The following is a 26543-nucleotide window of genomic DNA, read 5'->3' as shown; positions in this document are numbered from 1 at the left end:
AGCTTTCACAAAACCGTAGTTAGTGCAATTTATACACATAACGTTATGTATTATATCACAAACCGAAGAAATGGAAAGAGTCCAAGTTTGCCCCCGGACTCTTTACGCACATTCTAATTATGGACTAACATACTGTACACTAACCTTATCTTGAGAAACATTCAGCTCTTTCATAACTAAATCGACAATATTTACAGCTTGCTTCACATCTAATTTCTCACTTAATACCAGCACTTTGTAATGATCTTCTTCCTCTTTCACAACTGCACCACCATATTGCTGGTAAAGTTCCTCTTCGATACTCGTTATTTTCGTTTCTTTCTCTTCAAGACTTCTGAGTTGATCATTCGCTATAGCACTCTTCTCTGGATCATTGTTGTTCATATCGTTGATTGTTGCGTATAGATCATTCTGTTCTTTCTCACTAGTCTGGACACGATCCAGTCTGTAAGAATCAAGTAGGGTACTACTGGAAGCAGCTTGAGAAGCAACTTCTTTCAGAATCTCATCATCATTTTTTGCATTCTCTGGAACGTCTACAGCAGCTGTCTTATCTGTTTCTGGCGCTGGCTTATCGACTTCCGTTTTCACCGCAGTATCTTCCTTAATGGCCACATCGGTTGTTTCCTTCGTCTCTGTGGTCGTAGCCGTTGCATCAGTCTCCTCCGTAGTCGCTGTGCTATTCACACCATCTGTTACTACCTCAGTAACAACAACTTTATCACCAATGTTCTGCTGATCTACGACCTGCTGACTGTCCGCAACAGGCATGGTCGAAGAACCTGAATCCTCTGTAAATAAGTAATATGCTGAGAGAACCACCATTAAACTTAACATGGACACCAACCAAATTGTTTGTCTCTTGTTATTCATTATGAACTTCCTCCTTCATTTTGTAAATAAATGGATAAAAATCATTCCTGTTTACGAGGTACAACCGAAATACGATAACCTGCCACATTCAGACCTTTTTCGACTGCATTTACTATCAAATTTCGGACAACTTCATTCTCAGCACCTTTAGCTACAATCAACACACCACGAATTTTCGGCTGTACTTTTTTCGTGATAATGGGTGTCTCACTACCGGCGGATTCGTAGGTTACGATTTCCCCATCACGTGTATATTGGGTGGTATGCCGTTTGCCACCATTAGCGTCATTTTCCTCAGTCTGTTGTTGAGAATCCTTCACATTCCGCTGAATGACAATCTCCTCGGTTGAATCCACAGTAACTAACACGTCTACCGTCCCTACACCTACAACATTCTCCAATATGACCTTGATCTTATTCTGAAATGCCTCTTCTATCGCTCCAAAAGAGTCTGTTTGCATATTCGTATTTTGGAACGTTTCCTGCGCCGGATCTGATGTTGGTGGTTCTCTCCCCGTGTTCTCGTTATCTATCTTCTTTACATTGACGAATGAACTGAATAACACAATAGCCACACCAACCAAGCCTAGAATAATGAGCCACCGAAATACTGAAATTCGTTTCGCACCGCCTGATCCAACACCAATCCACTGTTCGACCTTTTTAAACCAATTCCCCAAGTTCGCTCACCCCCTTCATATTTTGTCATCCATCGGATCTCCTTGAACTACAATTTGCTCGGCATCCAGATTCCATTCGGTCATAAGAATTTTTCTTATATCTTCCGTTCCCTCAGCTTCCTGACCAGATACTTCTGTAGCTTCAAGCGCTTGATTGTCTTCCTTTTCTGCTTTCTCTTCTTCAGGTAACAAGGCACCCACATCCACTTTGACTTCTTCAACGGGAGCCACTGAGATATTCACATCTTCTCTTGTCTCCACTTGCTTAGATGGATTAGATGGACGTAGCGTAACGTCTACCGAGGTGATTGTCGGCACCTGCGCATTAGCATCTCTTTCAGAAGGAAGTAATGCCAGCATCACCTTTACCTCCTGAACTTCATTTCCCGTCTTATTCCGTAACTGCTCCTTCATCTGCCGCGCGACCTCTTCTCCAGCCCATAGTAAGCTCTGGTTCTGCTGGTTATGCTTTATCTGCTCACCTTGAGCTAGAATTTGGCTTAGCGTCTTCTCATTTTTTGCCTTGAGCTGTCCAGAATTACTTTCTTGTTGGAGTAAGGCTATATTCAACTTATTAGCGGGTGAATCTGTCAGTAAACTGATCATTGGCCCCATTAGTGTAAGCAGAATAAGTAAACTCAGTACTAGCTTGACATAACGCTCCATCGAGCGGCTTGGCAGGATCATATCCACGAATATCGCCAAGAGCACAATCATAATTACTTCTCTCATCCAACCACCAAGCCAGGTCATATCAAGCGTTCCTCCTCACCTCATCATGACAGTTACGTTACCCGCCATTAACAGAATGGTTATCGCCAGAAAGAACATTAAACTAACAACGGCCATGGCCGAAAATACGTAGATCATACTCTTCCCAATGGTATGGAGACATGTCACGATAGGTGTGTCGCCCAAGGGTTGCATAATCGCAGCGGCTACTTGGTAGATCAGAGCTAATGTTAATATCTTGATAGCTGGGAAGGCACATATAAAAATGATGATGATGACTCCGGCTAAACCAATTGAATTCTTAACGAGTACTGATGCGGATACGACAGTATCCGTTGCATCTGCGAACATCTTACCAACGACTGGGATGAAACTACCTGATATATATTTAGCGGTACGAATGGTGACTCCATCCGTTACGGAGCTTGTCATCCCCTGTACCGAGATTACACCTAGAAAGATCGTTAGTAGTACTCCCAGAAGCCCCACACTAATTCGCTGAAGAAGATTTGCCATTTGTGTGAGCTTATATTTATCCGAAAGGGAACTTACTAAATGCAGTACAGCCGAGAAGAACAAGAGTGGAAATATGACTGTATATACGAGTGTACCTACGGTATGAATCATGAAAATAATTAATGGATGTGTCACCGATACCGTTACGACATTCCCCATAGAAGCTAGTAAAGAGAATAACAGGGGTAGCATCGCCATCATAAAATCAATCATGTGACTGATCGCCCCTTTGGCGTATCCAATCGCCACCGAGAAACTGTTGATAGCAATTACCAGAATAACCATATAACAGAGAGAGTAAGCCACCTTACTCACGTTGTTTCGCTCAAATGCCGTCTGAAGCGTCTCAAGAATCATACTCATTATGCTCAAGATAACGATCGATACTAACAGCTTTCCATTTAGTAAAACTTCATGCCAGAAAAATGAAACTAATCCTGACAAAATGTTTTTAAATCCGAGCCCCTTCCCCCCGGGAAGCAGCATATCCATGAAGGAGGGTACCTTTTCATCTGGAAAAAACCCTCCGTAATCTTTCATCAATTCATTCCAATACGTTTCTACTTGATCTTTAGGTATTTGTTGGGCTTGCTCTTTCACTAGATCCTCGGAAGGGGCATCAGCGTAGAGTGTACCTCCACCGCATAATAGCAATACCAAGAAGATCGTGATTAACCCTTTTACTACGATTCTCCCTGAAGTTCGTCGTCCTAACATGGCTCTATCCCACTTTCTTAGGTCGGCAGCAGCTTCATGACAGTTTCGATGATGATGCCGATAATCGGTATTGCAAGCACCATAATGAGCACCTTGCCGGCGAGTTCTATTTTGGCTGCAATACTCTCCTGACCTGCATCTCTAACGATTTGAGATCCAAATTCAGCAATATAGGCGATGCCAATAATTTTGAGAATGGTTTTCAAATAAATCATTTGAACACCTGCTGCTTCAGCCATCCGTTCTAACTCTCCAACAACAGTAGCAATTTTACCAATAAGGAAAAGGAATATAATAATACCCGTGGATGCCGTCAGTAAAAAAGCAAACATCGGTTTCTGTTCTTTAATCGTCAGAATGAGAATGGTGGATATGAGTCCCAGCCCTACTACTTGTATAATTTCCATAATGTATCCCCTACTGGAACAAGAAAATAGATTTTATCTCCTGTAGCAAGGTATCGAGCATCCGCACGACCATGAACAGCACCACCACAAAACCTATGAGCGTCACCCAGTGAGCCATATCCTCTTTCCCCATCTGTTTGAGAACCGTGTGAATCATAGCTATGATGATGCCGATTCCCGCAATTTGAAAAATTGCGTTCACGTCAATGTTCATTCCCTGCACCTCGCTAAAAGATCAAAATGATGATTAGTGCTCCGACAAGAAGTCCCAAACTTTTACTCATTTTTTCATATTTCGCCTGGTCCTCTCTTGATGTTGCTTCTTCATGCTTCAATTGCTGTGAAGCTAATGCGATATGTTTAATCTGATCCTGACGATCGCTTGTACCTAAAGTGAAGCTTAATTGATGTAGAACATCCCTCTCAGCCACCTTCATGGATGTATTCTTCCAATGTAACGTTAGAGCATGCTCGATACTCTCTTGCGCTGTTAGCCCTTGTGACGAGTTCATAGACCGAGCCGCGCTTGCAAATAAGGCGCTCAATGGCTCTTTCATCTGGGCCCCCATTTTACTCATCGCCTCAGGTAAGGGTGTGAAGCCATACGTAATTTCTGTCTCTAAGCGCTGCAAAGCGAGAATCAATTCTCGAATCTGCCTTGGTCTTCGTTCAAACTGTCTTGCTTTATAGAATCCTGCTAGCGTTCCAGACAATAAGATCAACATCGCACCTAATAACTTAAGCATTAACTCATCACCCCTTCGATGAATAACGAGGAAGTTGTATAGAACGCTGCTGTCGATCCAGAATTCGAAAGGTAAGCTCCCCAGCATTCCGATTAAGAATCACATACTTCTCAAACATTCGATTCTCAATGAGCCCCGCCAAAGCTGGTCGTTGAGAAAGTTCTTCTGCGCTGGATCCATGTGCTGTCGCAATGATCGATATACCCGCGTGAAGAGCTTCCGTAATCGCTTCTACATCTTCAATACGTCCGATCTCGTCCACTAATAACACTTCAGGTGACATAGAACGAATCATCATCATCATTCCCTCGGCTTTTGGACAACCATCCATCACGTCCGTGCGAGGTCCCACATCAAAACTAGGTACGCCTCGCAAACTGCCCGCTATTTCAGAACGTTCATCAATAATACCTACCTTCATTCCTCGCCATTTCACAGACGAACCTTCATAACTACCACTACTAATTTGCCTTGCCATATCTCTTATGAGTGTTGTTTTTCCATGCTGCGGTGGGGACATAATCAGGGTATGCATCACTCTTTTGTCTTTAAAATCCAGTAAATACGGTAGAATAGCGTTAGCTACCCCACGAATTTCTCTAGCTATCCGAACATTAAATCCACTTATGTCTCGCAGGTGTTCCACTTTCCCACTACTGAGAACCGTTCTCCCTGCTAAGCCAATACGATGTCCACCCGGTATAGTAATGAATCCTTTACGAAGTTCTTCTTCCATCGTATACAAGGAATGATTGCTAATTCGATCTAAGAGACGATGACTGTCTTCTCTAGCTGGCTTGTAGGCCTCTTCGACATCAAACGTCAATTTTCCACCTAATGTAAGAAAGTGGTGCTCACCTGCAGAATTAATCTCCAGCGGTCTCCCTTCACGAATTCGCACTTCTTCCATTTCGTCTAGCATAGAAGCTGGAAGCTGTTGAAGAAGTGATTTAATCGGCTCAGGAAATAATTCCAACCAATTCATATTCATCATGACTACCCCCGAGCTGCCCTTTTCTTGTGAACCCCTATTCCATCTCTTTTCACATGGCGTTCAGTAGATATTTTCATACTTCATATTTATGCTTGTACTTCACTTTTATGCCAGAGAATCTATCATTTTTTCAGAACACCAATTAAGAGACACGTAACGCCCACTAAAATCCAACCTATTTTCGCCCATGATAGTTTGTCAGCCATCCCTACGAGCCCAATCGCTGTCGTAAGTATAAGGACTGTCGGTCCTACAAAAGCTAACATCGTATTAATCGCAAGTGCCTTATCAACCTGTCCTACTTTAAACATGAACAAGGCTGCTGCGATTTCAATACTTCCCGATACAACTCTTAGAGTTGCCATGCTGGTAACGAACTTGTCCAACCTAGTAACCTCCTTCATTTTCATGCCCTATTCATATATATGCTGAAATCTCTCTTTTTAGATATTGTATTTTGGGAGAATGCCCCCTTCACTTGCATAGCAAAAAAGCCTTCAACTTGAATTCAAGTTGAAGGCTTTATCCATCTGATTTAAATCAATGTCATCAAGCTTTTCTTCTGCCCATAATGAGACTAACAATCGCAACAAGAATAATCGAACCAATCAAGGCAGGAACGAAATAGAAACCTCCGATGACTGGCCCCATTTTACCAAAGATCAGAGAACCTAACCACGCACCAATAAATCCAGCTATAATATTACCGATAACACCTCCCGGAATATTACGCCCCATAATTAAACTTGCGATCCAACCGATAATACCACCCATAATTAGCGACCATAACCAGCTCATTCATCACACAACCTCTCTGTTTTTTGTCCCTATAGTTAAGTAACACTAATTAGCGTACTTAATCCCTATTCCACTATGATTTACATTAAGACAATTTTTATTCTTTAAGATAGCTCTAATGCCGAATAAATGCTAAAAATAAAGAAAAAAATGGGTACTGTCCTATGTCAAGGACAATACCCACTTTCCTGGTATAACTATTACTATGTCTAGTTATTAGCGACGATCCTGAGGACCACCTACAAATACTTGTACATCCGTATCAAGATTATAGGCCGTATGCAGCGCCTTGATTACTTCTTCTAAATTACCTCCATCGATGACACAAGAAGTCTTGATCTCAGACGTACTAACCATCTTAATACTTACTCCTTGTTTAGAAATAACGTCGAACATTTGTGCAGCAACTCCCGGGTGGCTAATCATTCCTGCGCCCACAATCGACACCTTGACGAGATTCTCTTCCGAAGTTACTTCACGATAAGGGAGCCCACCTTTAAGGCCTTGAATCACAGATAAAGCACTTTCACTCTCTGATTTAGATACCGTAAAGGAGAAATCAGCTTCTCCATTCTGAACGCCACTTTGGACGATAATATCTACATTAATCCCTGCTTGTGCCAAAGCTCCAAACACCTCTGCGAGTACTCCTGGATAATCTGCTACACCTAAAATACTGATCCGTGCCACATTTTTATCGTAGGCAATACCACTAACTACTACGCCTTGTTCCATGCTAGCCTCCTCCTTCACAACCGTGCCTTCATTATTGTTAAAACTGGATCTTACTACTAGACGAACATGATTATGCTTAGCATACTCAACCGCACGCGGATGAAGTACTGCAGCCCCTAAGTTAGCAAGTTCCAGCATTTCGTCATATGAAATTTCCTTTAGCTTACGAGCACATTTCACAATACGTGGATCTGTTGAATATATACCGTCTACATCTGTATATATTTCACAGACATCTGCATTTATTGCAGCGGCTAAAGCGACTGCTGTTGTATCTGAGCCGCCCCGACCAAATGTCGTGATCTCCCCATCCTCTGTCATCCCTTGGAATCCAGCGACTACAACAATTTGACCACGAGCTAACGCTTCTTGAACTCGGCTTGGAAGAATATCAATAATACGGGCTTTCCCGTGTACAGCCTCAGTTCGGAATCCTGCTTGCCATCCAGTGAAAGATACGGCCTCACGACCAAGGCTTTGAACAGCCATCGACAACAATGACATCGATATTTGTTCTCCTGTTGTCATTAACATATCCATCTCACGAGCTGTTGGTTCTGGATTCAGAGCCATGGCCTGTTCAATTAAATCATCCGTTGTATCTCCCATAGCAGATACAACTACAACACATTGATGACCTTCATCTTGCTTCTCGACAATACGCTTAGCGACACGCTGCATTCGTTCCGTATTTCCTACGGAACTACCTCCGAATTTCATAACGTACAGTGACAACTTCGATTCACTCCCCACTCAGTTTAAACATTCATCTTTTTATTGTGCTTTAAATCAGTATAATACGAAAGGGATTGCGTTAGTCAATGTTTTTTAGTTATATAGATCAAAAAATCCCCCTCCGCATCACACGGTGGAGGACTTTCACAGAAATAATTCCCAATTAAATTACACGAATTATGCTCTCGAGCTATATTTACCCTCACGAGTATCAATAATCAGCATATCGCCTTCATTTATGAAAAGAGGAACTTGAACACTTAATCCCGTCTCCAATTTAGCGCTCTTCGTAGCACCTTGAGCCGTATTTCCTTTCACACTTGGTTCAGTCTCAACAACCTTCAGTTCTACCGTATGTGGCAGATTAATACCTAGAATTTCACCTTGGTAGCTGATGATGTTTACGTTCATGTTCTCTCTTAGGAAATTCAATTCCCATTTAAGTTGCTCACTAGTCAAAGTAAATTGATCATAAGTTTCATTATCCATGAAGGAATGCTCTTGACCACTTCCGTATAGATACTGTACAGCACGGTTCTCAATTTGGGCACGTCCGATGGATTCACCTGCACGGAATGTACGCTCAACTGTATTTCCGTTACGCAAGTTCTTCAACTTGGAGCGAACAAACGCTGCGCCTTTACCCGGCTTTACGTGTTGAAATTCTATAACTGTGAAGATATCACCCTCAACTTCTACTGTTAGACCTGTCTTAAAATCGTTTACTGATATCATATAAAAAAACCTCCTATTGAAATATGTAGTGCATGTTTAACCCTTTAAAACCGTATACTCTTTGCTGGAATTGGTTAAGATGACGATTCCCGTTTCTGTAATTACGATATCATCCTCAATGCGAACTCCACCGATGCCTGGCAAGTAAATTCCAGGTTCAACCGTCACTACCATACCAGGCTGCAAAATATCATCGCTCAATTTGGATAATCTAGGGGATTCATGCACTTCCATTCCCAGACCATGCCCAGTGCTATGTCCAAATTGCTCACCATAACCGTACTTAGTAATAATATCGCGGGCCAATGCATCTGCTTCACGCCCCGTCATACCTGACTTAATGTGCTCCAAAGTATGAAGTTGAGCTTCCAACACAATATCATAAATTTCTTTCAATTGCGGCTTAGGGCTTCCCAAGGCAATGGTTCGAGTAACATCAGAACAATAGCCATCCAGAAGAGCTCCAAAATCAAACGTAATGAATTCGTTGCCTTCAATAACACGTTCACTTGCAACGCCATGTGGCATGGATGAACGTTCACCTGAGGCTACTATAGTATCAAAAGACGATGCCGTAGCTCCATGGCTACGCATATAGAATTCCATTTCCAGATCCACATCACGTTCAGTCATCCCCGGCTTCACCACATTGAGTATATGACTGAATGTAGCATCTGCTAGATCAGCAGCACGTTGCATAACCTTTAATTCTGCAGCATCTTTGAACATCCGAAGTTGTTCTACTAGACCACTTACAGGTACTAATGTAACTTCAGGCTGAAGTTGGGCCAAGAATGAGGTATATTCACTATAAGTCACATCATCTTGCTCAAATCCAAGCTTATCCAGTTTGTTGGCGGACAAAAGTTCCTTAACCGTTTCCATCACTTTAGGTCCGTGTTCAACCACAGTATAACCTTTAGCTTGTTGTGGTGCTTGCGTCATATACCGAAAATCGGTAAGCAGGTACGCTTCATGATGCGTAATTAGCACATATCCTGCTGATCCAGTAAATCCTGTTAAATAACGACGATTAATTGGACTTTTAATAAACATAGCTTCTACATTCCTGTACTGCATCGCTTGACGCAACTTCTGTACTCGCAGATTCTCCATCATGTAATCTCCTTGTCTACAACATCTTGAAGAGGTTGTCACGCATTTAAAGGAATTTCTATACTACTGCCTGCCTCTGAGTTTCCAAATGGCGTACCAGCGCAATCAGACCAAGCTCATAGCTTACTGCACCAAATCCCGCAATTTGCCCGATGGCTACTGGAGCGATCACAGACGTATGTCTAAAAGTCTCCCTAGAATGAATATTGGATAAGTGTACCTCTACAGTAGGAATACGTACAGAGCTTATCGCATCACGTACAGCATAACTGTAATGAGTCAACGCACCTGGATTTAGTAAAATGCCATCTGCTTTACCTATCGCATCGTGGATCCAGTCAATAATAGCACCTTCATGATTGGATTGAAAAAATGTCAGCTTCACTTCCAAACTCACGGCTTGTTGCTGAAGGTTCGTCTCAATCGTTTGTAGGCTGTCTGACCCGTAAATCCCCGGTTCTCGCATTCCCAGCAGATTAAGATTTGGTCCGTTGATTACCCATATGGTTCTCACTATCGTATTCCCACCCTTATTATCAAATAACCATCTGCTATTTTACCATAGCGGATGCATACTTGAGAAGTCCCGCTTCCGATCAATTACCTACTTTCTTAGGTTCCCGCATGCGTTCATCCGTGAATTCCATAGCGACGGTGTATCCAATGAACAGTCCCCATAGCATAAATAAGCAAAATTCCGTGATAATGCTATCTATTGTCTGAACAGTAATCGGCTTCACCAGATCGATAAATGGGCCTACTGCGACAAAAAGAATGATCCACCAGAGTACTCCATAGGCTAACCCCGGCCATGGACCTTTCATCTTCCGAAAAATAAGCACATAAATAATCGTTGCAATAATAGACATGAATATAAAGAATAGCCACCCAATGAGATGCCCCGCTCCTGTCTTTAAGAATACATGCTTAAAGAATGGTTCTGCTAGAAATGCCGGTATGATCATTGTGAATTTAAGCGAATAACATAACCAATGAACAGCTCCCCATATGATACCAGCAAAAAAACCAAGCTCAAGCGCAAATGCAAAAGCATTCGTATGATAGTGATGTGGTTGTTGTTGCTTCATCAATTCATGACTCTCCTTATACATGGTTAGATTTCCACTTTTTCATCTTTCCGTAGTATGTGCAATTATTGGGAGAGTCAGTCCCATAGATAAGGAATATCAATATTTAGCCTCTGCACCATCGAAACTAGATATTGTAGACGAAATTCGCTACAATAAGAATAAAACAACTTAGGGATGGTGAAAACGTTGCCTCAAGAGTCAAAACCTGTCAGTTACGGTGGCCAAGCCGTCATTGAAGGCGTTATGTTTGGTGGAAAGCATGTTAACGTAACGGCTGTACGGCGTAAAAATCAAGAGATTACATTTCTGGAGGTACCGCGTCAAGATAAATCATGGCTTCAAAAAATTCGTAAAATCCCATTCATTCGCGGTATTGTAGGTATTATAGATTCAAGTGCCAAAGGCTCTAAACATCTAACCTATTCGGCTGACGCTTATGCCGATGATGAGTTAGAACCTGAAGAGCGTGCTAAGCAAAAGGAAAAGGAAGAATCTAGCATGAGTTTGACTATGATGCTAGGTGTTGCAGCTGTTGGTGTTATTTCCTTTATCGTTAGTAAACTCATATTTACATTAGTCCCTGTATTTGTAGAGAGCTTTCTATTCGGGAAAATGTTCGAGAATTATATTGTTCATAATTTAATTGAAGGTGTTATCAAGATTGCACTGTTATTAGTCTATCTATGGGCCATCACACTCACTCCTGTAGTTAAACGACTATTCCAATATCACGGAGCAGAGCATAAGGTCATCAGTACGTACGAGGCAGGCGAGGAATTAACCGTTGCCAACGTACAGAAACATACTCGTCTTCATTATCGCTGTGGAAGTAGCTTCATGATGCTAACCATTATTCTAGGAGTGGTCATATATTCTATCGTTCCTTGGGATAATATGCTGGAGAGAGTACTGCAACGGGTCATCCTTCTCCCCGTTGTCATTGCCGTATCATTTGAATTTCTGAAGCTTACAAATTCTCTTAGAGAAGTACCCGTCCTTCGATATCTTGGCTATCCAGGTCTATGGCTTCAGCTTCTTACAACAAAGGAACCCTTAGATGCCCACGTAGAGGTCTCTATCGCTTCTTTTAATCGGATGCTTGAATTGGATGCGAAGCTAGGTAATGCGGAGGTAAGTGAGCCCCTCAGAAACGGAGTTTTAGACACCGTGAAAGGATGAGGATTCGATGAAAAGACAATTTATCATCTTTTGGACAGCTATCATTTTAGCTGTGTATGGATTAATTACTGATATGTTTGTTAATTTTCGCAACTACTTGATCCTAGTGCTCGTGATTGGTGTACTATTTCTGCTGTATAAGTTTCTACCAAAGCGACAACCACAACAGAGCAAACCAAAGATTATACCTTCTAAAAAAACGATGGAAAAGGTTGCTTCAACAGCTAGGAAGAGTACGACAGGACCTATAGCTAAGAAACATAAGAACTACCCTTTCCAAGTCATCGAAGGTCAAAAAGGAAAGAATGACGATCAAACGCCTAAATATCATTAAAAAGACTACAACTTTCTGAACCTCTATAAGACACAAAGGCCTCTGCTATAATCGCAATTGAGATTATAGCAGAGGCCTTCTTATATAATACGCTCATCTTACTTCGATCCTTCAGGGCTTCCATGACCCAAAAAACTTATTTCCTGCTTCAAATCCTGAATCATATAATTGCATACTTTCTTCCGCTGTAATATGAAAATTTGTATTACTAACACCAAGTGTAGGGATCTTGACCGTACGAAATATTTTATCTTTTTCAATGTACCTTTCATCATGGGCCGACAGCATCGTCTCAAATACAGCTTGAAGCATGCTAAAAGGCCCTCGAATACGATGTGGCCTCCCCTCTTGCTTCCCAACCATCTGGAACCCTATGGTCGGAATGGGTAGTCCGAGGCTGTTTACGGACGGCTCATCGAACAGCCAGAGTGGGAAATTACTCAACAACCCACCATCCACGATATATACGAATTGCTCTGTGAATGATTTCCCTCTCGCTGCATCCCCACATAATCTTAACCTCACAGGATCAAAAAAATACGGGATACTCGTACTCATCCTAACCGCTATAGCCACATCGAACCTAGCAGGGTCGAACCCTAATTGGAAGAGACCATCCGGCAGAATTAATATCTTACCATTGGTAATGTCCGAAGCGACAATAAGCAATTTTCCCTTCGGCAGATCAGAGAACGTTTTTACACCCTTTGCCAATAAGATACCACGAATCCATTGTTCTAACGCATCTCCTGAATATAACCCTTTTTTTATTAGAACACGTGCCGCAGGTCCAACTAGTCTTGCATTAAATATAGGGGACCTTTTGAGAAAAGAAGCAAACGGCATCTCCTGGATGATATGAATCATCTCTGTTGCAGAATACCCAGCCGCCAATAAAGAAGCCACAATGGAGCCTGAGGACGTCCCAGCTACTCGATTAAAGACCACTCCAGACTGCTCCGCTGATCTAACAGCACCAGCAAGAGATATCCCCTTCACGCCTCCACCTTCAAATACCGCATTTATTAGCATAAATAAGACAAACCCCCGTCCATTCATCCATAATATTATGTATGAGTGTCGGGGGCTGTCTTATGACTATTTATATACACAAGCTCATGTTATTTATAGTAATCTGATAGTGCTGGAATTAGTCCTAGTGGATTCCCCATAATATTTTTGGCACTGAAAAAGATACTGCCTTCCACATTGGGATCATCCTCATTATATTTCAATTGATTAATGATTTCATCGGCACTCTGCCAGCCTATTTCAGGTGTTCCTAATTTATAAGGTGCATGACCAATATATAACTTAACATCGGTACCCTTAACCTCGGTAGACCACCATTTAACTAGCGTATCATACTGTACATTCTTATTCGTAAGACTCCAATAAATTTGGGGGGATATATAATCAACCCAACCATTCTGAATCCATGCTCTGACATCGGCATAATAATCGTCATATGCCGTGATACCCGCTTTACTATCAGATCCTGTAATGTCTGATGCTTTATTACGCCATACACCGAAAGGACTTACACCGAAAGAGACAGAAGGCTTCACCGCATGTATGGATTGATCTAGCTGCTGAATAAATTGATTTACATTATCCCGGCGCCAGTCTTCTTTATTGGAAATTTTTTTAGAATTATAATTTATAAAAGTGATAGCATCATTAAATGTCACACCTGTAGGATAGAAATAATCGTCCAAATGTACGCCATCAATGTCGTAATTATTCACGACTTCCATAATAGCATTGATCACATGACGGCGAGCATCAGGGATACCTGGATTAATAATGAGCTGATTTTTTGTATTCACAATCCATTCTGGATGTGTCATCGCCACATGGTTACTTGCAAGCTTAGCAGTAGAAGTATCTGTATTGGCACGGAATGGATTAAACCATGCATGGAATTGCATACCTCTACTATGCACCTCATTAATCATATATTGCAGAGGATCGTAACCAGGATCTTTGCCCTGTGTCCCCGTTAACGTCTTGGACCAAGGTACTAATGTCGAAGGATATAGGGCATCTCCAGATGGACGAACCTGTACGAAAACTGCGTTCAACCCGATAGCTTGTAAACTATCCAACAAATTGCTGAAATCTGTCTTTTGTTGATCTATTTTTCCATAAGAATTAGAAGAAGGCCAGTCAAGATTATACACACTTGAAATCCAAACTCCCCGAAGAGAACTTGTATCTGGATTACCGTTATTGTCAGTTCCAGTACCTCCTCCATCAGAAGGCACTCCGCTGCTCAACGTAACACTTTGTGCCGTCTGGTTCCACACTACCTGCAATCCAAGTGATTCACCAATGAAACGTAGCGGAACCATGACATGTCCTTGCTTGATCTGTACTGAAGCATCTAATGACACTGATGCTCCGTTCACAAGCCCTGTCTTGTTACCACTTGTTAACTTAATAGATGCCTCTGCATTCTTTACGGTCACCGTCTTCGTGCTTTGCGACCATCCAACGGATGCTCCCAAACCTTCGCTAATGACACGCAGGGGTACCATCGTTACATTAGCTTTAGGAACAATATAAGGAGCAGCATCACTCGTTAGCCGAACTCCATCCAGTATGATACTAATAGACTTGACGGACTGTGCCTGTGACGAACGACTAGTTAGGGGGAACAATACTATGAATATTAGTGCTAGAATGACCCATCTACTAAACTTCATATTATACCTCCGAGATTTTAGATTTCTGATAATTACAACGATTACAATTGAAAAGGCACCTGTCTCTTGGAAGGGGGACAGATGCCTTACTTAAGAATCACGAACGAGTTCATTGTGTACATTTCGTAAATCTTGAACGCGCTGCTCATCCCTCTTGAAATATTCTACAAGCATCTCAATCTGCGTAATGGAATCCCAGCTCAAATGATGTTCGATTCCTTCAACATCTGCATAAATATTTTGTTCCTGAACACCAATTATAGTCAAAAATTGTTCTAGAAGCTGATGGCGATCTACAAGTCGTTTACCGATTTTTTTTCCTTTGGTTGTTAGAATTAATCCACGATATTTCTCATAAATAAGATATTCATCCTTGTCCAATTTCTGGATCATCTTAGTAACCGATGATGGATGAACCTCTAAGCCTTCGGCAATATCAGAGACACGCGCATAACCTTTTTCATCGATCAATTTGTAGATGCGCTCTAAATAATCCTCCATACTAGGCGTTGGCATCTTTTTCCCTCATTTCTTCTGATAAACCGAATCTAATACCTTTTACATACTTCTGTTAATGATACATGTTTGTGAAGTCTCTTTGCAAGTCCTGCAGAACATAGGATTTTTGAAACTGACCTTTTTTGCCACGAATGTAATCGGTTATTCTCATACAGAATAGTCTTATATCCTATTGGGAGGCTGGCTGTCATGACTACAGAAACACGTATACGACCACCTAGACAACCTAGAGCTACCAAGCCATTTATCCCAGACCTTGTATATTTTGAGCCTGGTGCACTTGAATATCCTAAAGGGGCCGCTATTATGGCCTGGGTTAAGAAAAAGGATATTCCTTATCGTATGACAACTTCCCATAATCGTATTACTAATTTACCCGGTGAAACGGATCAAGAAAAGTACAAAAATGCTAAAAGAACTCTCGTCGTGGGTGTACGTAAGACACTTAAATTTGATCAATCTAAACCTTCCGCAGAATATGCCATTCCTATCTCTACAGGTTGTATGGGGCATTGCCATTATTGTTACTTACAGACCACACTTGGGGCTAAACCTTATATTCGTGTATACGTGAATACAGATGATATTCTAGAGGCGGCTAAACAATACATTGATGAAAGAGCACCAGATATTACTCGTTTCGAAGCGGCATGTACCTCTGATCCCGTTGGACTCGAACACATCACAGGCTCATTAGCAGAACTTATTACTTTTATGGCCAAAGAAGAACTGGGACGTCTCCGCTTCGTAACTAAGTTTCATCATGTCGATCCCCTCCTTCATCTCGAGCACAATGGACATACACGGATTCGTTTCAGTATTAATTCAGATTATGTTATTCGCCAATTTGAACCTGCCACGTCCCACTTCGCTGAAAGAATTGAAGCCGCTGGTAAAATAGCGCATGCAGGATATCCTCTTGGTTTCATTATCGCACCTATTATTTGGTATGAGGGCTGGCAAGAAGGATACGCGGATCTATTACAGCGCCTCGCTGATACTTTGCCTAAAGATGCCACAACGGATCTTACTTTTGAATTAATACAACATCGTTTTACCAAAACCGCTAAAACTCTGATTGAACAACGTTATCCCAAATCTAAATTGGAAATGGACATTGCCAAACGAACGACGAAATGGGGACGCTGGGGACAATACAAATATGTATATCCCGCAGAACAACAAACCGCCCTGCGTGAATTTATCACAGAGCGGATTTTCGAACATTTTCCTGCAGCAAACATTGATTATTTCACTTAAAATATTAACCAATCCGGTGTAATCTGCTGTAGCCAGATCGTTATTTTGTACATTTGGTCTGTAAACAACAATATACCCATTAGCAACATAAGAATTCCACCTATTTTCATCATCAGATTTGAATATTTCAATATCCATTTCGTGGAACCAATGAAAAAGGCTAGAATGAAAAAGGGCAAAGCGAAACCTACAGTGTACGCTGTAATCAGTTTAAACCATGTTCCTGGCTCACTTACAGCCATAGCAATGATAGCGGTAAGAATTGGACCGATACAGGGAGACCACCCCGCTGAGAAGCCTATTCCGAAAATGAAAGAACCCAAATATCCAGCAGGTTTGAACTTCATATCCATTTTTCGTTCCTTCATTAGGAAACGTGGCTGAAAAATACCCAACAAAAATAACCCCATCAATATGATTAATATCGCTGATAATTGCCTAATTAGACCTCTGTTGTCTGTAAAAAATTGTCCAAATAAACCTGCTCCGATTCCTAGAGTATAGAAAACTACAGAGAATCCAAGAATAAAAGCCAATGTGTGTGTAAGGGTCCGAAATCGGACCTCTTTTTTATTCTGCTCTGTCTTGAGCTGTTGAACCGACATTCCCGTAATGTAAGACAAATAAGATGGATATAACGGCAAACAACAAGGCGAAATAAATGATGCAAATCCAGCTACAAAGGCAAGTCCTACATTAAGATCTGACAACGACTTCACCTCCACTAGTCTTCGCGTAGTAACAATAAATAACGATATAATTCACTGAGTATAGATTGAATTGAAGTTTAGCCTTTCACTTCGATCAATCTATACTCTATATCGTTATTTATCATATTCTACTAATCCTTACTCCATCACTTTATTTTACAATCGCACCGTTAGGCATGTTCTCAGGAACGGTCGCGAGCGTAAGCTGGTCCCCATGTGATGCTGCTAGGATCATCCCTTGAGATAACTCGCCACGTAATTTAACAGGCTTCAAGTTCACCACACAGATCACTTTACGACCTACTAGATCTTCCGGTGTGTAGAATTTAGCGATGCCAGATACCACCTGACGTTGCTCAAATCCGAGATCAAGTTGAAGCTTCAATAGCTTATCTGCCTTTTTAACAGGCTCCGCAGCCAATACTGTAGCTATACGAAGTTCAACTTTAGTGAAATCCTCGATACCGATTTCTTCTTTGTGTTCTATCGGCTCTTCATCCTGCTTCTCATCGGCTTTAGCGAGAGCTTCAGCAGCCTTCATTCCACCTGTCATAGCTTCTGCTATAAAGGCAATCTCCTGTTCAGGATCAAGACGTGGGAAGATTGGGTTTCCTTTTACAAGTTTGGTGCCTTCAGGGAATATTCCAAATGTTTTACCACTATCCCACGAAGTGAATTCACCTTCTACTAATCCAAGTTGCTCCCACATTTTTGTCGGTGCTTGAGTCAAGAATGGTTGTAATAAGATGGAAGCAATTCTCAAACTTTCTACAAGATGCGTCATCACAGAAGCCAGCTCATTCACTTTCGATTCATCTTTTGCAAGCGTCCATGGTTGTGTCTCGTCGATATACTTATTGCTTCGGCTTACGAATTGACTAATGGCCGTTAATGCAACTGAGAACTCCATACTCTCCATGGATGACTCCACTTTATCGTATGCCGCTTGGGCCGCTTCTTCTAGAGAATTATCAAATGCCGTCACATTCGCCTGATATGCAGGTACTTGCCCGTCAAAATATTTATCCACCATCGCTACTGTTCGGTTTAGTAGATTACCCAGATCATTCGCTAAATCTGAATTTACGCGTTCCACAAAGCTTTCCGGTGTGAAAGTACCATCCGAACCAAATGGGACTTCGCGCAATAGATAGTATCTTAGGGAATCTAGACCATAACGATCAATCAAGGTCACAGGGTCAACAACATTCCCTTTGGATTTAGACATTTTGCCATCTTTCATTAATAACCAGCCATGTGCAAACACTTTCTTAGGTAACGGTAAGTCTAGCGCCATCAGTATAATTGGCCAGTAGATGGTATGGAAACGAACGATCTCTTTACTCATGAGGTGAACATCCGCAGGCCAATACTTATCGAATAATGTAGTATCCTCAGAACCATAACCCAGTGCTGTTATATAGTTAAGTAACGCGTCAATCCATACATAAATCACATGCTTAGGATCACTCTTAATTTTAATTCCCCAATCATAAGTCGTACGTGACACTGCTAAATCCTCAAGTCCTGGCTTAATAAAGTTGTTAATCATCTCATTCTTGCGAGATACGGGCTGAATGAAATCTGGATGATCTTCGTAATACTGAAGGAGTCGATCAACATATTTACTCATCTTGAAGAAATAACTTTCTTCCTTCACTCGTTCTACAGGCCGTCCACAGTCTGGACAATTCCCGTTAACTAACTGACGCTCTAAGAAGAAAGATTCATCCGGTGTACAATACCATCCTTCATATTCACCTTTATAAATATCACCTTGCTTCAAAAGACGTTCAAATACATCTTGTACAACCTTCTTATGACGCTCTTCTGTCGTACGGATGAAATCATGATTAGAGATATCTAGCTTTCGCCACAAATCTTGAATTCCAGCAACGATATCATCTACAAACTTCTGCGGTGTTTTGCCCACCTCAGCGGCTTTACGTTCTATCTTCTGTCCATGTTCATCTGTTCCTGTTAAATAACGCACATCATAACCACGAAGTTTCTTGTAACGCACTAGAGCGTCCCCGGCTACGGTCGTGTATGCATGCCCTATATGTAACTTGTCACTAGGGTAGTAAATAGGAGTTGTTAAGTAAAATGTTTTCTTCTCAGTCATGTTTTATCTCATCCTCTCAGAATATAAATACACAAAAAACTCCCATCCCCATATGGGACGAGAGTTATCTCACGTGTTACCACCCAATTTCCCTACATCCTCACAGATATCGTAGGCTCCATCGGTTTCGTTATTAACGAGAACCGTCCATTAACGCTGGCACACGCCGTCCCCTTACGCAGAGAAACAATCTCTGTCGCTTGAAAACAGTTCCTCCCGGACCATATTCAGAGAATCGACTTAGACCGGATTGCAGCTATTCTCCGGCTCTCTGACACTAAGCAATTCTCGTACTTATCCGTTCCTTGGAAATCAACATATATTCCATAATATACTGAAGAGTGACGCTACTTGTCAAGTTGAGACCTCACCTTAGGTAAGCTCTCTCTGTTCGTTTAGTTCATTATTCTGTTCACCTTTGCGTGGAGGTACTAGATCAATTCCCCCAGGATGAAAAGGTTGACACTTTGCTATCCTCTTCGCAGCAAGCCATGTTCCCTTGGCTGCTCCATGGACCTCAATAGCTTCTAGAGCATAAGCCGAGCATGTTGGATAGAATCGGCAAGTAGGAGGCTTTAAGGGTGAAATAAACTTACGATAGACCACTATTGGACCCTTCACCAGTTTGCGCACAATAGCCATAACTAACGAACTCCGTTCATTTCAGCTGTTGGCGTTGCTTCTTCCCCTTTTACATTCTCCTGACAGTTCTTACAGTATCCAAATACTTCAAATTTATGCTTAACGACTTGGAACTCATCAGGTGCATCCGTCATATTCATAGGACAGAATGCAATCGGATATGTTTTCTGACATTGTAGACAAATCATATGATGATGGTGCATATGCTCTGCACAATGAGCTTTAAACTTCACTCCATCTTCAAATACAACCTGTTCTAACACACCAAGCTCCTGCATGACACGTAAGTTTCGATAAACCGTATCGAAGCTAAGACCACTATATTTTTTACCCATATGATCATAAACGTCTTTGGCTGATAAAAAACCTGAAGTTTCCCCAAATAAACTAGCGAGCGTTTTACGTTGATCGGTTATACGAAGCCCTTGTTCCGACATAACCTCGATAATCTGTTCTGTCGATAGCATACGCTCATCCTCCTGAAACATACTTAATTACTTCTATACATTAATAATGCAACAAAAAAACAACATCGTCAATGAAGCCCATCTATTCTGTATTCACCCACACTTATAAAAGTATTTAAAAAGAGAACCTCAACTGAGGTCCTCTTCGGAATGAATAAATAAGTCCGTTATTTTGTTACGGGTAGTGGGGTAAACAATAGATTTACAGGTAGATTACTACCTGGAGCTGCTGTGAACCACATTTCTAGCTTCTGTTCGTAATTTTCCGTACGGTACAGCACACTAGTCTGACTTGAATTCGCTAGCGATCCAATGTTAGGAACCTTGACAAGTTCGCCATTTACGAGCATAACTCCTGCATACTTACCACCACGACCGTTAAAAGTAACTAACGTATTTGCAGCAACACGATCTAGGGTTATTTTGTAAAGGACACCAAAGTTACCTGCATTCGATTTCTCCGCACCGGTTACACCATCTACACCAAGAAGATTCTTATCTGCATTATTATCTCCTATAGACAGACGCGAAGCCGTTTCGCCAATGAGATCACTCGAGTTAATCAATCTTGTAGAATCAAGATAAGTTCCTCTGTTATGAATATCCTCTTCCAAGAATCGTAAGGATGGTAAAGTTGAAATGGGTTCTTTAGAAGCGTCAATCATAATAACGTTATAGTCCATTGGCAAATCACTAAATACATCTGCAAATAATGAAATAATGGAGCCTGGTTTCATGACTGTCTTATTCAGATCTGTTAGAATGATCCGACTTTCTCCAGGTGCAATAGTAACAATCTGCTTATCATAGGGAGTCTGCATGGATCTGAAATAACGATCAACAGATAAGTTACCCGCTGCTGTTGCGAAAGGACTCGGTCCAGCAAATCCAGAATTCTTAATATCTATCTGTGCTGTCTGGGTATTATTGTTCGTAGCTATAACATACATCTTCACATCTTTAGTCAAAGAGTTCTGATGATGCACCATGAACCGAGCGTCTCCTAATGCTGTCTCGCGGTACACAACTCCTTCGGAATAGACAGTTTCCGGGCTGTTACTCCGAATTAAAGTTGTTGGTTCCGATGAAATAGAGAATGGCACTTGAGGTAGCGCAGGAACCTGAGACCCATTAAATGTATAGCTATCTCCTACAGGTTTAAACAATTGATTAAAGTCGGACTCACTATACAAGGTCTCATCGGTTATATTAATAGTCTTCTCATAATAATCCGTTTGACCTTGCTTGTCTGTGACTGTTAGACCAATCGTTACCGGTCCTGGTCTGAAGAAGGCTAGCTCCTTGTTTACCCAGTCATGCTTAGTAATTAGGTTCCTATCGTCTGTACTTTGATCTGTGACCGTAATAAATTCACCCATCTTATACTCATCTTTATCTGTAGTGAACATTGCCACAGGAGGAAGATCAGGTGCTTGAATTTGAAGTGTTTGTGAGTATGGATCACTCCATTGTCCACTTGAATCCTGAACAGAGTACGTTACGATGTGCGATCCAGGTTGCTCAAAGATATCTTGACGGCCTTCCCAACGTTCATCAACAATTTCTAGTGCTGATGGAGAAGAACTTTTGGTTTGGTAAGTGACTGCAGTCTGTCCTGCAAAAATCTCCTTTTCCTTTACCGTAAACGAAGCGACAGGCTTACTAGTAAGAGTTAGAATGACTCTTTTTCCAACAGAATCTACTTTATAAGGAATCTTAAGTGCCTGAGTAATGGATGTTAAAGGGACCATGAATACATTCTTCTGTTGGTATGATGCACCTTTCATAGCCTTAGCCACACCGTTAACCGTATAATTTTTACTTCCAGTCTTAAAACGTAATTCATTACCACCACTTATAATAATGGTTTCCTTTGTCTTACCGTCATATGTAAGTTTTAGACCTACACGATCTACCATAGCCCGAACGGCTACATATGAAATCCCTTTTTTTACTGCCATTGGTTGTCCGGCTAAGTACAACTGATTATTCTGATACATCTTGTTACTGTTCATCATCAGAATCAATTCACCGGCGCCTGTGGAAATGCTCTGTGTTTCTACAGTAGCTTTAGGAGTGTCATTCACTTGTGACTCGGATTCATTAACATCAGCCGGTGTAATACCCTCAACGACCTCATTCGTGTCATTAGTGTTATTTAACTCACTTGATTCACTAATTTCGGGTTCAATCCCATTTGAATTACGGGTATTACCCCCATATACTGATTCGGTAGTCGTATTTGATGGAACAGGTACGGAACTTTCTGCACCAACTGGAATCGCTAACATAACTGTCTGAGTTACTACAAACAATGCAATCAATGTACTCTTCTTGAAATTCATTCATAATCTCCTCTACCCAATTTATATCTAACTTTCTCTCTTTTACATACTAATAGACGCAAATAAACCGAAAAAGTTTCTAAATAATGAAAATGATAAAAGGGTGTTATTCAAAAATTCGAATATTCAGCTATAGGAATAACGAAAGAGACACTCTTTCTCATAAGAAAGAATGCCTCCATAATGATTCATTTACATTTATCTCACTGCACTTGTTTGTTTACGTCCCTCTTCAATAAGGCGGTAAGCACGCTGTACTTCTTCATCAGAAGGTGAAGGAACACCTTGTAACGGGTATTCTCTACCCAGCTCTGCCCATTTATATACTCCCATTTGATGGTAAGGTAGAATTTCAAATTTCTCCACTCCATCAAGTGTACCAATAAATTGACCTAAATGAATCAAATCTTCTTCTTGATCATGAATGCCTGGAACATATACGTGACGGATCCACATGGCATGACCATGTTCAGATAACCATTGAGCTGTCTTTAGTGTACGCTCGTTGCTTCTAGCTGTCAGCTTGATATGTTTCTCATCATCGATATGCTTAATATCTAAAAGTACTAAATCAGTAACATCCAATAAATCTTGAATCTTACTAGCATCATTAAAACCATTACTATCAAGTGTTGTATGAAGATTCCAACGACGCTTTGCTTCCTTGAATACCTCAGCAACAAAATGAGCTTGCAATGAAGGTTCTCCACCAGAAACGGTAAGACCTCCACCAGAAGAACGATAATAGTTAATATACGGCTCAATCTCTGACAGTACATCTTCGACCGTCATCTCTTTGCCCTCATTCAATCCCCATGTATCTGGGTTATGACAGTATTGACATTTCATTAAACATCCCTGCATGAATAGGACAAAGCGGATGCCTGGTCCATCGACCGTCCCAAAGGTCTCCATTGAGTGGATATGTCCTTTAATCATATGAAGTCACCCTTTCCGCACCCGCTGTCTTAAGTGGTTATTATTGTTTACTTGACTTACATCGAACCATGGAATGTACGGTTAATAACATCCAATTGTTGCTCACGAGTAAGCTTGATGAAGTTAACTGCATAACCAGATACACGAATTGTTAATTGTGGATATTCTTCTGGGTGATCCATTGCATCCATCAATTGTTCTCTGTTGAACACATTAACGTTTAGATGATGAGCGCCACTACCAAAGTAACCATCCATCATTGCAACCAGATTAGATTTACGTGTGTCTTCTTCTTTACCCAGTGCTTTCGGTACGATAGAGAACGTATTGGAGATACCATCTAAGCTATCTTCATACGGAAGTTTGGCAACAGAACTTAAGGAAGCCAAAGCGCCCTTCTTGTCACGTCCGTGCATTGGGTTCGCACCTGGTGCGAACGGTTCACCTGCTTTACGTCCATCCGGTGTTGTACCTGTCTTCTTACCATATACTACATTAGAAGTAATGGTCAAGATAGATTGTGTTGGCAATGCACCACGATAAGTTTTGTTCTGACGTAGCATACCCATGAACGTTTCTACAAGTTCTATAGCAATGTTATCAACGCGATCGTCATTGTTACCGTAACAAGGGTATTCACCTTCAATGGTAAAGTCAATTGCGATACCTTTTTCGTTACGAATTGGTGTAACCTTAGCATATTTGATAGCACTAAGTGAATCCGCTGCAACAGACAGTCCAGCAATTCCGCATGCCATAGTACGAAGAATGTCACGGTCATGGAGAGCCATTTCAATTCTTTCGTAAGCATACTTATCATGCATATAATGAATGACATTTAAAGAATTCATGTACAGCTTAGAAAGCCATTTCATCATAGGTTTGAAACGTTTCAGCACTTCGTCATAGTCCAGAACATCTGCAGTAATTGCTGGATACTCAGGTCCTACTTGTGCTCCTGATTTCTCATCTATACCGCCATTGATTGCGTACAACATACATTTCGCAAGGTTAGCGCGAGCTCCAAAGAATTGCATTTGTTTACCGATACGCATCGCAGATACACAACAAGCAATACCGTAGTCATCGCCATAGATGGGACGCATTAGATCATCGTTTTCGTATTGAATGGCACTTGTTTCAATAGATACTTTAGCACAATATTTCTTGAAAGCTTCTGGAAGTTGTTCAGACCACAACACCGTTAAGTTAGGTTCAGGTGCTGCACCTAAGTTATATAACGTATGAAGGAAGCGGAAGCTGCTCTTGGTTACACGAGTCTGACCATTAACGGACATTCCTCCAATGGATTCTGTTACCCATGTAGGGTCTCCACTAAACAATTCATTATAGTCTGGAGTACGAAGGAATTTAACCATACGTAACTTCATAACGAAATGATCAACCAATTCTTGTGCTTGTTCTTCCGTTAAAGTACCTTCTGTTACATCGCGTTGTACATAAATATCAAGGAATGAGGATACGCGTCCAAGTGACATCGCAGCACCATTTTGTTCTTTAATTGCGGCCAAGTACCCGAAATATACGGATTGAAATGCTTCTTTAGCCGTTTTAGCTGGTTCGGAAATATCAAATCCATGCATTTCAGCCATCTTCTTCAATTCAGCAAGAGCACGAATTTGTTCTGATAACTCTTCACGTAGACGAATCACATCTTCATCGATCACGTCAACTTCCATTTCATTCAGTTCACGTTTCTTATCTTTAATTAGAAAATTAATACCGTAAAGTGCAACACGACGATAATCACCAATAATACGGCCACGACCGTAAGCATCTGGTAGACCTGTAATGATACCCGCTTTACGAGCTGCTCTCATATCAGAAGTATAAGCATCAAACACACCTTGGTTGTGCGTTTTACGAATTTCACTATATGTTTTGATTACATCTTCATTTAGTTTGAAACCATATTCTTCACAAGCGTCGATTACCATACGAATACCACCTAATGGTTGAATCGAACGTTTAAACGGAGCATCTGTTTGTACACCCACAATTTGCTCTTTGTCTTTATCTAAATATCCTGGATTATGGGAGGTAATCGTAGCTGGTGTATTGACATCAACATCCAACACGCCACCGTTATCTCTCTCTTGTTTCGTTAAATCCGATACAATTTTCCATAAATCCGTTGTGTTCTGCGTAGGACCAGCTAAGAATGCTTCATTACCCAAGTAAGGAGTAATGTTCTTGAGAATAAAATCATTTACATTAATCTTTCTTTCCCATTTACCTTTTTTAAAGCTTCTCCAACCAGATTGCACGTCTTTCATCTCTTTTTCAATTACCGACATCTTAATCCCTCCATCTATATATTTATATTATAGAGATCATGAACTTGAAGGTTATCTCAAGATCTCTTAAATTCCAGAAGCATAAATTGTGACTTTTTTCACATTATCGTTTCCATAATGTT

Annotated in this window: 28 protein-coding genes; 3 read left to right on the top strand and 25 right to left on the bottom strand. The window is 41.1% G+C overall.

Annotation, left to right across the window (positions count from 1 at the left end; genetic code table 11):
• Positions 1 to 117 precede the first annotated feature (117 nt).
• The 15 genes from J2T13_RS15110 to J2T13_RS15040 form a co-directional block, all read right to left on the bottom strand.
• Positions 118 to 873, bottom strand: a complete 756-nt coding sequence (locus tag J2T13_RS15110; protein WP_429372645.1) for a SpoIIIAH-like family protein — start codon at positions 871 to 873, stop codon at positions 118 to 120.
• A gap of 41 nt (positions 874 to 914) precedes the next feature.
• Positions 915 to 1553, bottom strand: coding sequence for a stage III sporulation protein AG (spoIIIAG, locus tag J2T13_RS15105; protein WP_429372643.1), 639 nt, complete (start codon positions 1551 to 1553; stop codon positions 915 to 917).
• A 15-nt stretch (positions 1554 to 1568) separates the two neighbouring features.
• Positions 1569 to 2306: a stage III sporulation protein AF gene (locus tag J2T13_RS15100; protein ID WP_429372641.1), complete on the bottom strand. Its 738-nt coding sequence runs from the start codon at positions 2304 to 2306 to the stop codon at positions 1569 to 1571.
• A 15-nt stretch (positions 2307 to 2321) separates the two neighbouring features.
• A complete protein-coding gene (gene spoIIIAE, locus J2T13_RS15095; protein WP_429372639.1) occupies positions 2322 to 3518 on the bottom strand; it encodes a stage III sporulation protein AE in 1197 nt (398 codons plus the stop codon).
• A 17-nt stretch (positions 3519 to 3535) separates the two neighbouring features.
• Positions 3536 to 3925, bottom strand: a complete 390-nt coding sequence (gene spoIIIAD / locus J2T13_RS15090; protein ID WP_429372637.1) for a stage III sporulation protein AD — start codon at positions 3923 to 3925, stop codon at positions 3536 to 3538.
• A 10-nt stretch (positions 3926 to 3935) separates the two neighbouring features.
• Positions 3936 to 4139, bottom strand: coding sequence for a stage III sporulation protein AC (spoIIIAC, locus tag J2T13_RS15085; RefSeq protein ID WP_044876328.1), 204 nt, complete (start codon positions 4137 to 4139; stop codon positions 3936 to 3938).
• 13 nt (positions 4140 to 4152) lie between these two features.
• On the bottom strand, positions 4153 to 4671 hold the full coding sequence (gene spoIIIAB, locus J2T13_RS15080; protein WP_429372635.1) for a stage III sporulation protein SpoIIIAB: 519 nt from the start codon (positions 4669 to 4671) through the stop codon (positions 4153 to 4155).
• 7 nt (positions 4672 to 4678) lie between these two features.
• The gene (spoIIIAA, locus tag J2T13_RS15075; protein WP_429372702.1) at positions 4679 to 5662 is read right to left on the bottom strand and encodes a stage III sporulation protein AA; all 984 of its coding nucleotides are present in this window, start codon (positions 5660 to 5662) and stop codon (positions 4679 to 4681) included.
• Positions 5663 to 5787: 125 nt separating this feature from the next.
• On the bottom strand, positions 5788 to 6069 hold the full coding sequence (locus J2T13_RS15070) for a YqhV family protein (protein WP_429372701.1): 282 nt from the start codon (positions 6067 to 6069) through the stop codon (positions 5788 to 5790).
• 145 nt (positions 6070 to 6214) lie between these two features.
• A complete protein-coding gene (locus J2T13_RS15065; RefSeq protein WP_429372633.1) occupies positions 6215 to 6463 on the bottom strand; it encodes a GlsB/YeaQ/YmgE family stress response membrane protein in 249 nt (82 codons plus the stop codon).
• A gap of 216 nt (positions 6464 to 6679) precedes the next feature.
• Entirely contained in the window at positions 6680 to 7933 is a 1254-nt protein-coding gene (locus tag J2T13_RS15060; protein ID WP_429372631.1) for an aspartate kinase, read from the bottom strand.
• Between the two features lie 177 nt (positions 7934 to 8110).
• Positions 8111 to 8668, bottom strand: coding sequence for an elongation factor P (gene efp, locus J2T13_RS15055; protein WP_429372629.1), 558 nt, complete (start codon positions 8666 to 8668; stop codon positions 8111 to 8113).
• Between the two features lie 36 nt (positions 8669 to 8704).
• Positions 8705 to 9784 carry a M24 family metallopeptidase gene (locus J2T13_RS15050; RefSeq protein WP_429372699.1) on the bottom strand — a complete coding sequence of 360 codons (1080 nt, stop codon included), beginning with the start codon at positions 9782 to 9784 and terminating at the stop codon, positions 8705 to 8707.
• A gap of 58 nt (positions 9785 to 9842) precedes the next feature.
• On the bottom strand, positions 9843 to 10298 hold the full coding sequence (gene aroQ, locus J2T13_RS15045; protein WP_429372627.1) for a type II 3-dehydroquinate dehydratase: 456 nt from the start codon (positions 10296 to 10298) through the stop codon (positions 9843 to 9845).
• Between the two features lie 82 nt (positions 10299 to 10380).
• Positions 10381 to 10872 (bottom strand): YqhR family membrane protein, encoded by a 492-nt coding sequence (locus tag J2T13_RS15040; RefSeq protein WP_429372697.1) that lies wholly within the window; start codon positions 10870 to 10872, stop codon positions 10381 to 10383.
• Positions 10873 to 11061: 189 nt separating this feature from the next.
• Between J2T13_RS15040 and J2T13_RS15035 the strand changes: the two genes are divergently transcribed.
• Positions 11062 to 12054 carry a DUF1385 domain-containing protein gene (locus tag J2T13_RS15035; protein ID WP_429372695.1) on the top strand — a complete coding sequence of 331 codons (993 nt, stop codon included), beginning with the start codon at positions 11062 to 11064 and terminating at the stop codon, positions 12052 to 12054.
• Positions 12055 to 12061: 7 nt separating this feature from the next.
• On the top strand, positions 12062 to 12388 hold the full coding sequence (locus J2T13_RS15030) for a hypothetical protein (protein ID WP_429372625.1): 327 nt from the start codon (positions 12062 to 12064) through the stop codon (positions 12386 to 12388).
• Positions 12389 to 12499: 111 nt separating this feature from the next.
• On the opposite strand, the gene J2T13_RS15025 is transcribed toward J2T13_RS15030, so the two are convergent.
• The 3 genes from J2T13_RS15025 to mntR all read right to left on the bottom strand — a co-directional run bounded on the left by J2T13_RS15025 (position 12500) and on the right by mntR (position 15612).
• Positions 12500 to 13420: a patatin-like phospholipase family protein gene (locus J2T13_RS15025; RefSeq protein ID WP_429372623.1), complete on the bottom strand. Its 921-nt coding sequence runs from the start codon at positions 13418 to 13420 to the stop codon at positions 12500 to 12502.
• Positions 13421 to 13509: 89 nt separating this feature from the next.
• Entirely contained in the window at positions 13510 to 15096 is a 1587-nt protein-coding gene (locus J2T13_RS15020; protein WP_429372621.1) for a family 10 glycosylhydrolase, read from the bottom strand.
• Between the two features lie 90 nt (positions 15097 to 15186).
• Entirely contained in the window at positions 15187 to 15612 is a 426-nt protein-coding gene (gene mntR, locus J2T13_RS15015) for a transcriptional regulator MntR (protein WP_429372620.1), read from the bottom strand.
• Between the two features lie 192 nt (positions 15613 to 15804).
• Between mntR and splB the strand changes: the two genes are divergently transcribed.
• Positions 15805 to 16875: a spore photoproduct lyase gene (gene splB / locus J2T13_RS15010; RefSeq protein WP_429372618.1), complete on the top strand. Its 1071-nt coding sequence runs from the start codon at positions 15805 to 15807 to the stop codon at positions 16873 to 16875.
• Here the strand turns inward: splB and J2T13_RS15005 are convergent.
• The 7 genes from J2T13_RS15005 to pflB all read right to left on the bottom strand — a co-directional run bounded on the left by J2T13_RS15005 (position 16872) and on the right by pflB (position 26421).
• On the bottom strand, positions 16872 to 17585 hold the full coding sequence (locus J2T13_RS15005; protein ID WP_429372616.1) for a cytochrome c biogenesis CcdA family protein: 714 nt from the start codon (positions 17583 to 17585) through the stop codon (positions 16872 to 16874). The genes splB and J2T13_RS15005 overlap by 4 nt on opposite strands.
• A gap of 151 nt (positions 17586 to 17736) precedes the next feature.
• Positions 17737 to 19710, bottom strand: coding sequence for a methionine--tRNA ligase (metG, locus tag J2T13_RS15000; protein WP_429372614.1), 1974 nt, complete (start codon positions 19708 to 19710; stop codon positions 17737 to 17739).
• Between the two features lie 372 nt (positions 19711 to 20082).
• Positions 20083 to 20352: a membrane protein insertion efficiency factor YidD gene (yidD, locus tag J2T13_RS14995; RefSeq protein WP_429372612.1), complete on the bottom strand. Its 270-nt coding sequence runs from the start codon at positions 20350 to 20352 to the stop codon at positions 20083 to 20085.
• A gap of 2 nt (positions 20353 to 20354) precedes the next feature.
• Positions 20355 to 20819 carry a Fur family transcriptional regulator gene (locus J2T13_RS14990; protein WP_429372610.1) on the bottom strand — a complete coding sequence of 155 codons (465 nt, stop codon included), beginning with the start codon at positions 20817 to 20819 and terminating at the stop codon, positions 20355 to 20357.
• 167 nt (positions 20820 to 20986) lie between these two features.
• On the bottom strand, positions 20987 to 23164 hold the full coding sequence (locus tag J2T13_RS14985) for a stalk domain-containing protein (protein ID WP_429372608.1): 2178 nt from the start codon (positions 23162 to 23164) through the stop codon (positions 20987 to 20989).
• A 198-nt stretch (positions 23165 to 23362) separates the two neighbouring features.
• A complete protein-coding gene (pflA, locus tag J2T13_RS14980; RefSeq protein WP_429372606.1) occupies positions 23363 to 24103 on the bottom strand; it encodes a pyruvate formate-lyase-activating protein in 741 nt (246 codons plus the stop codon).
• A 56-nt stretch (positions 24104 to 24159) separates the two neighbouring features.
• Positions 24160 to 26421: a formate C-acetyltransferase gene (gene pflB, locus J2T13_RS14975; RefSeq protein ID WP_429372604.1), complete on the bottom strand. Its 2262-nt coding sequence runs from the start codon at positions 26419 to 26421 to the stop codon at positions 24160 to 24162.
• Positions 26422 to 26543 lie beyond the last annotated feature (122 nt).

Origin of the sequence: Paenibacillus sp. DS2015 (assembly GCF_050433705.1) — a bacterium.
Classification (GTDB): Bacteria; Bacillota; Bacilli; order Paenibacillales; family Paenibacillaceae; genus Paenibacillus_AQ.
The sequence above is the reverse complement of the archived record's forward strand: the minus strand, read 5'-3'. Positions and strand labels throughout refer to the sequence as shown.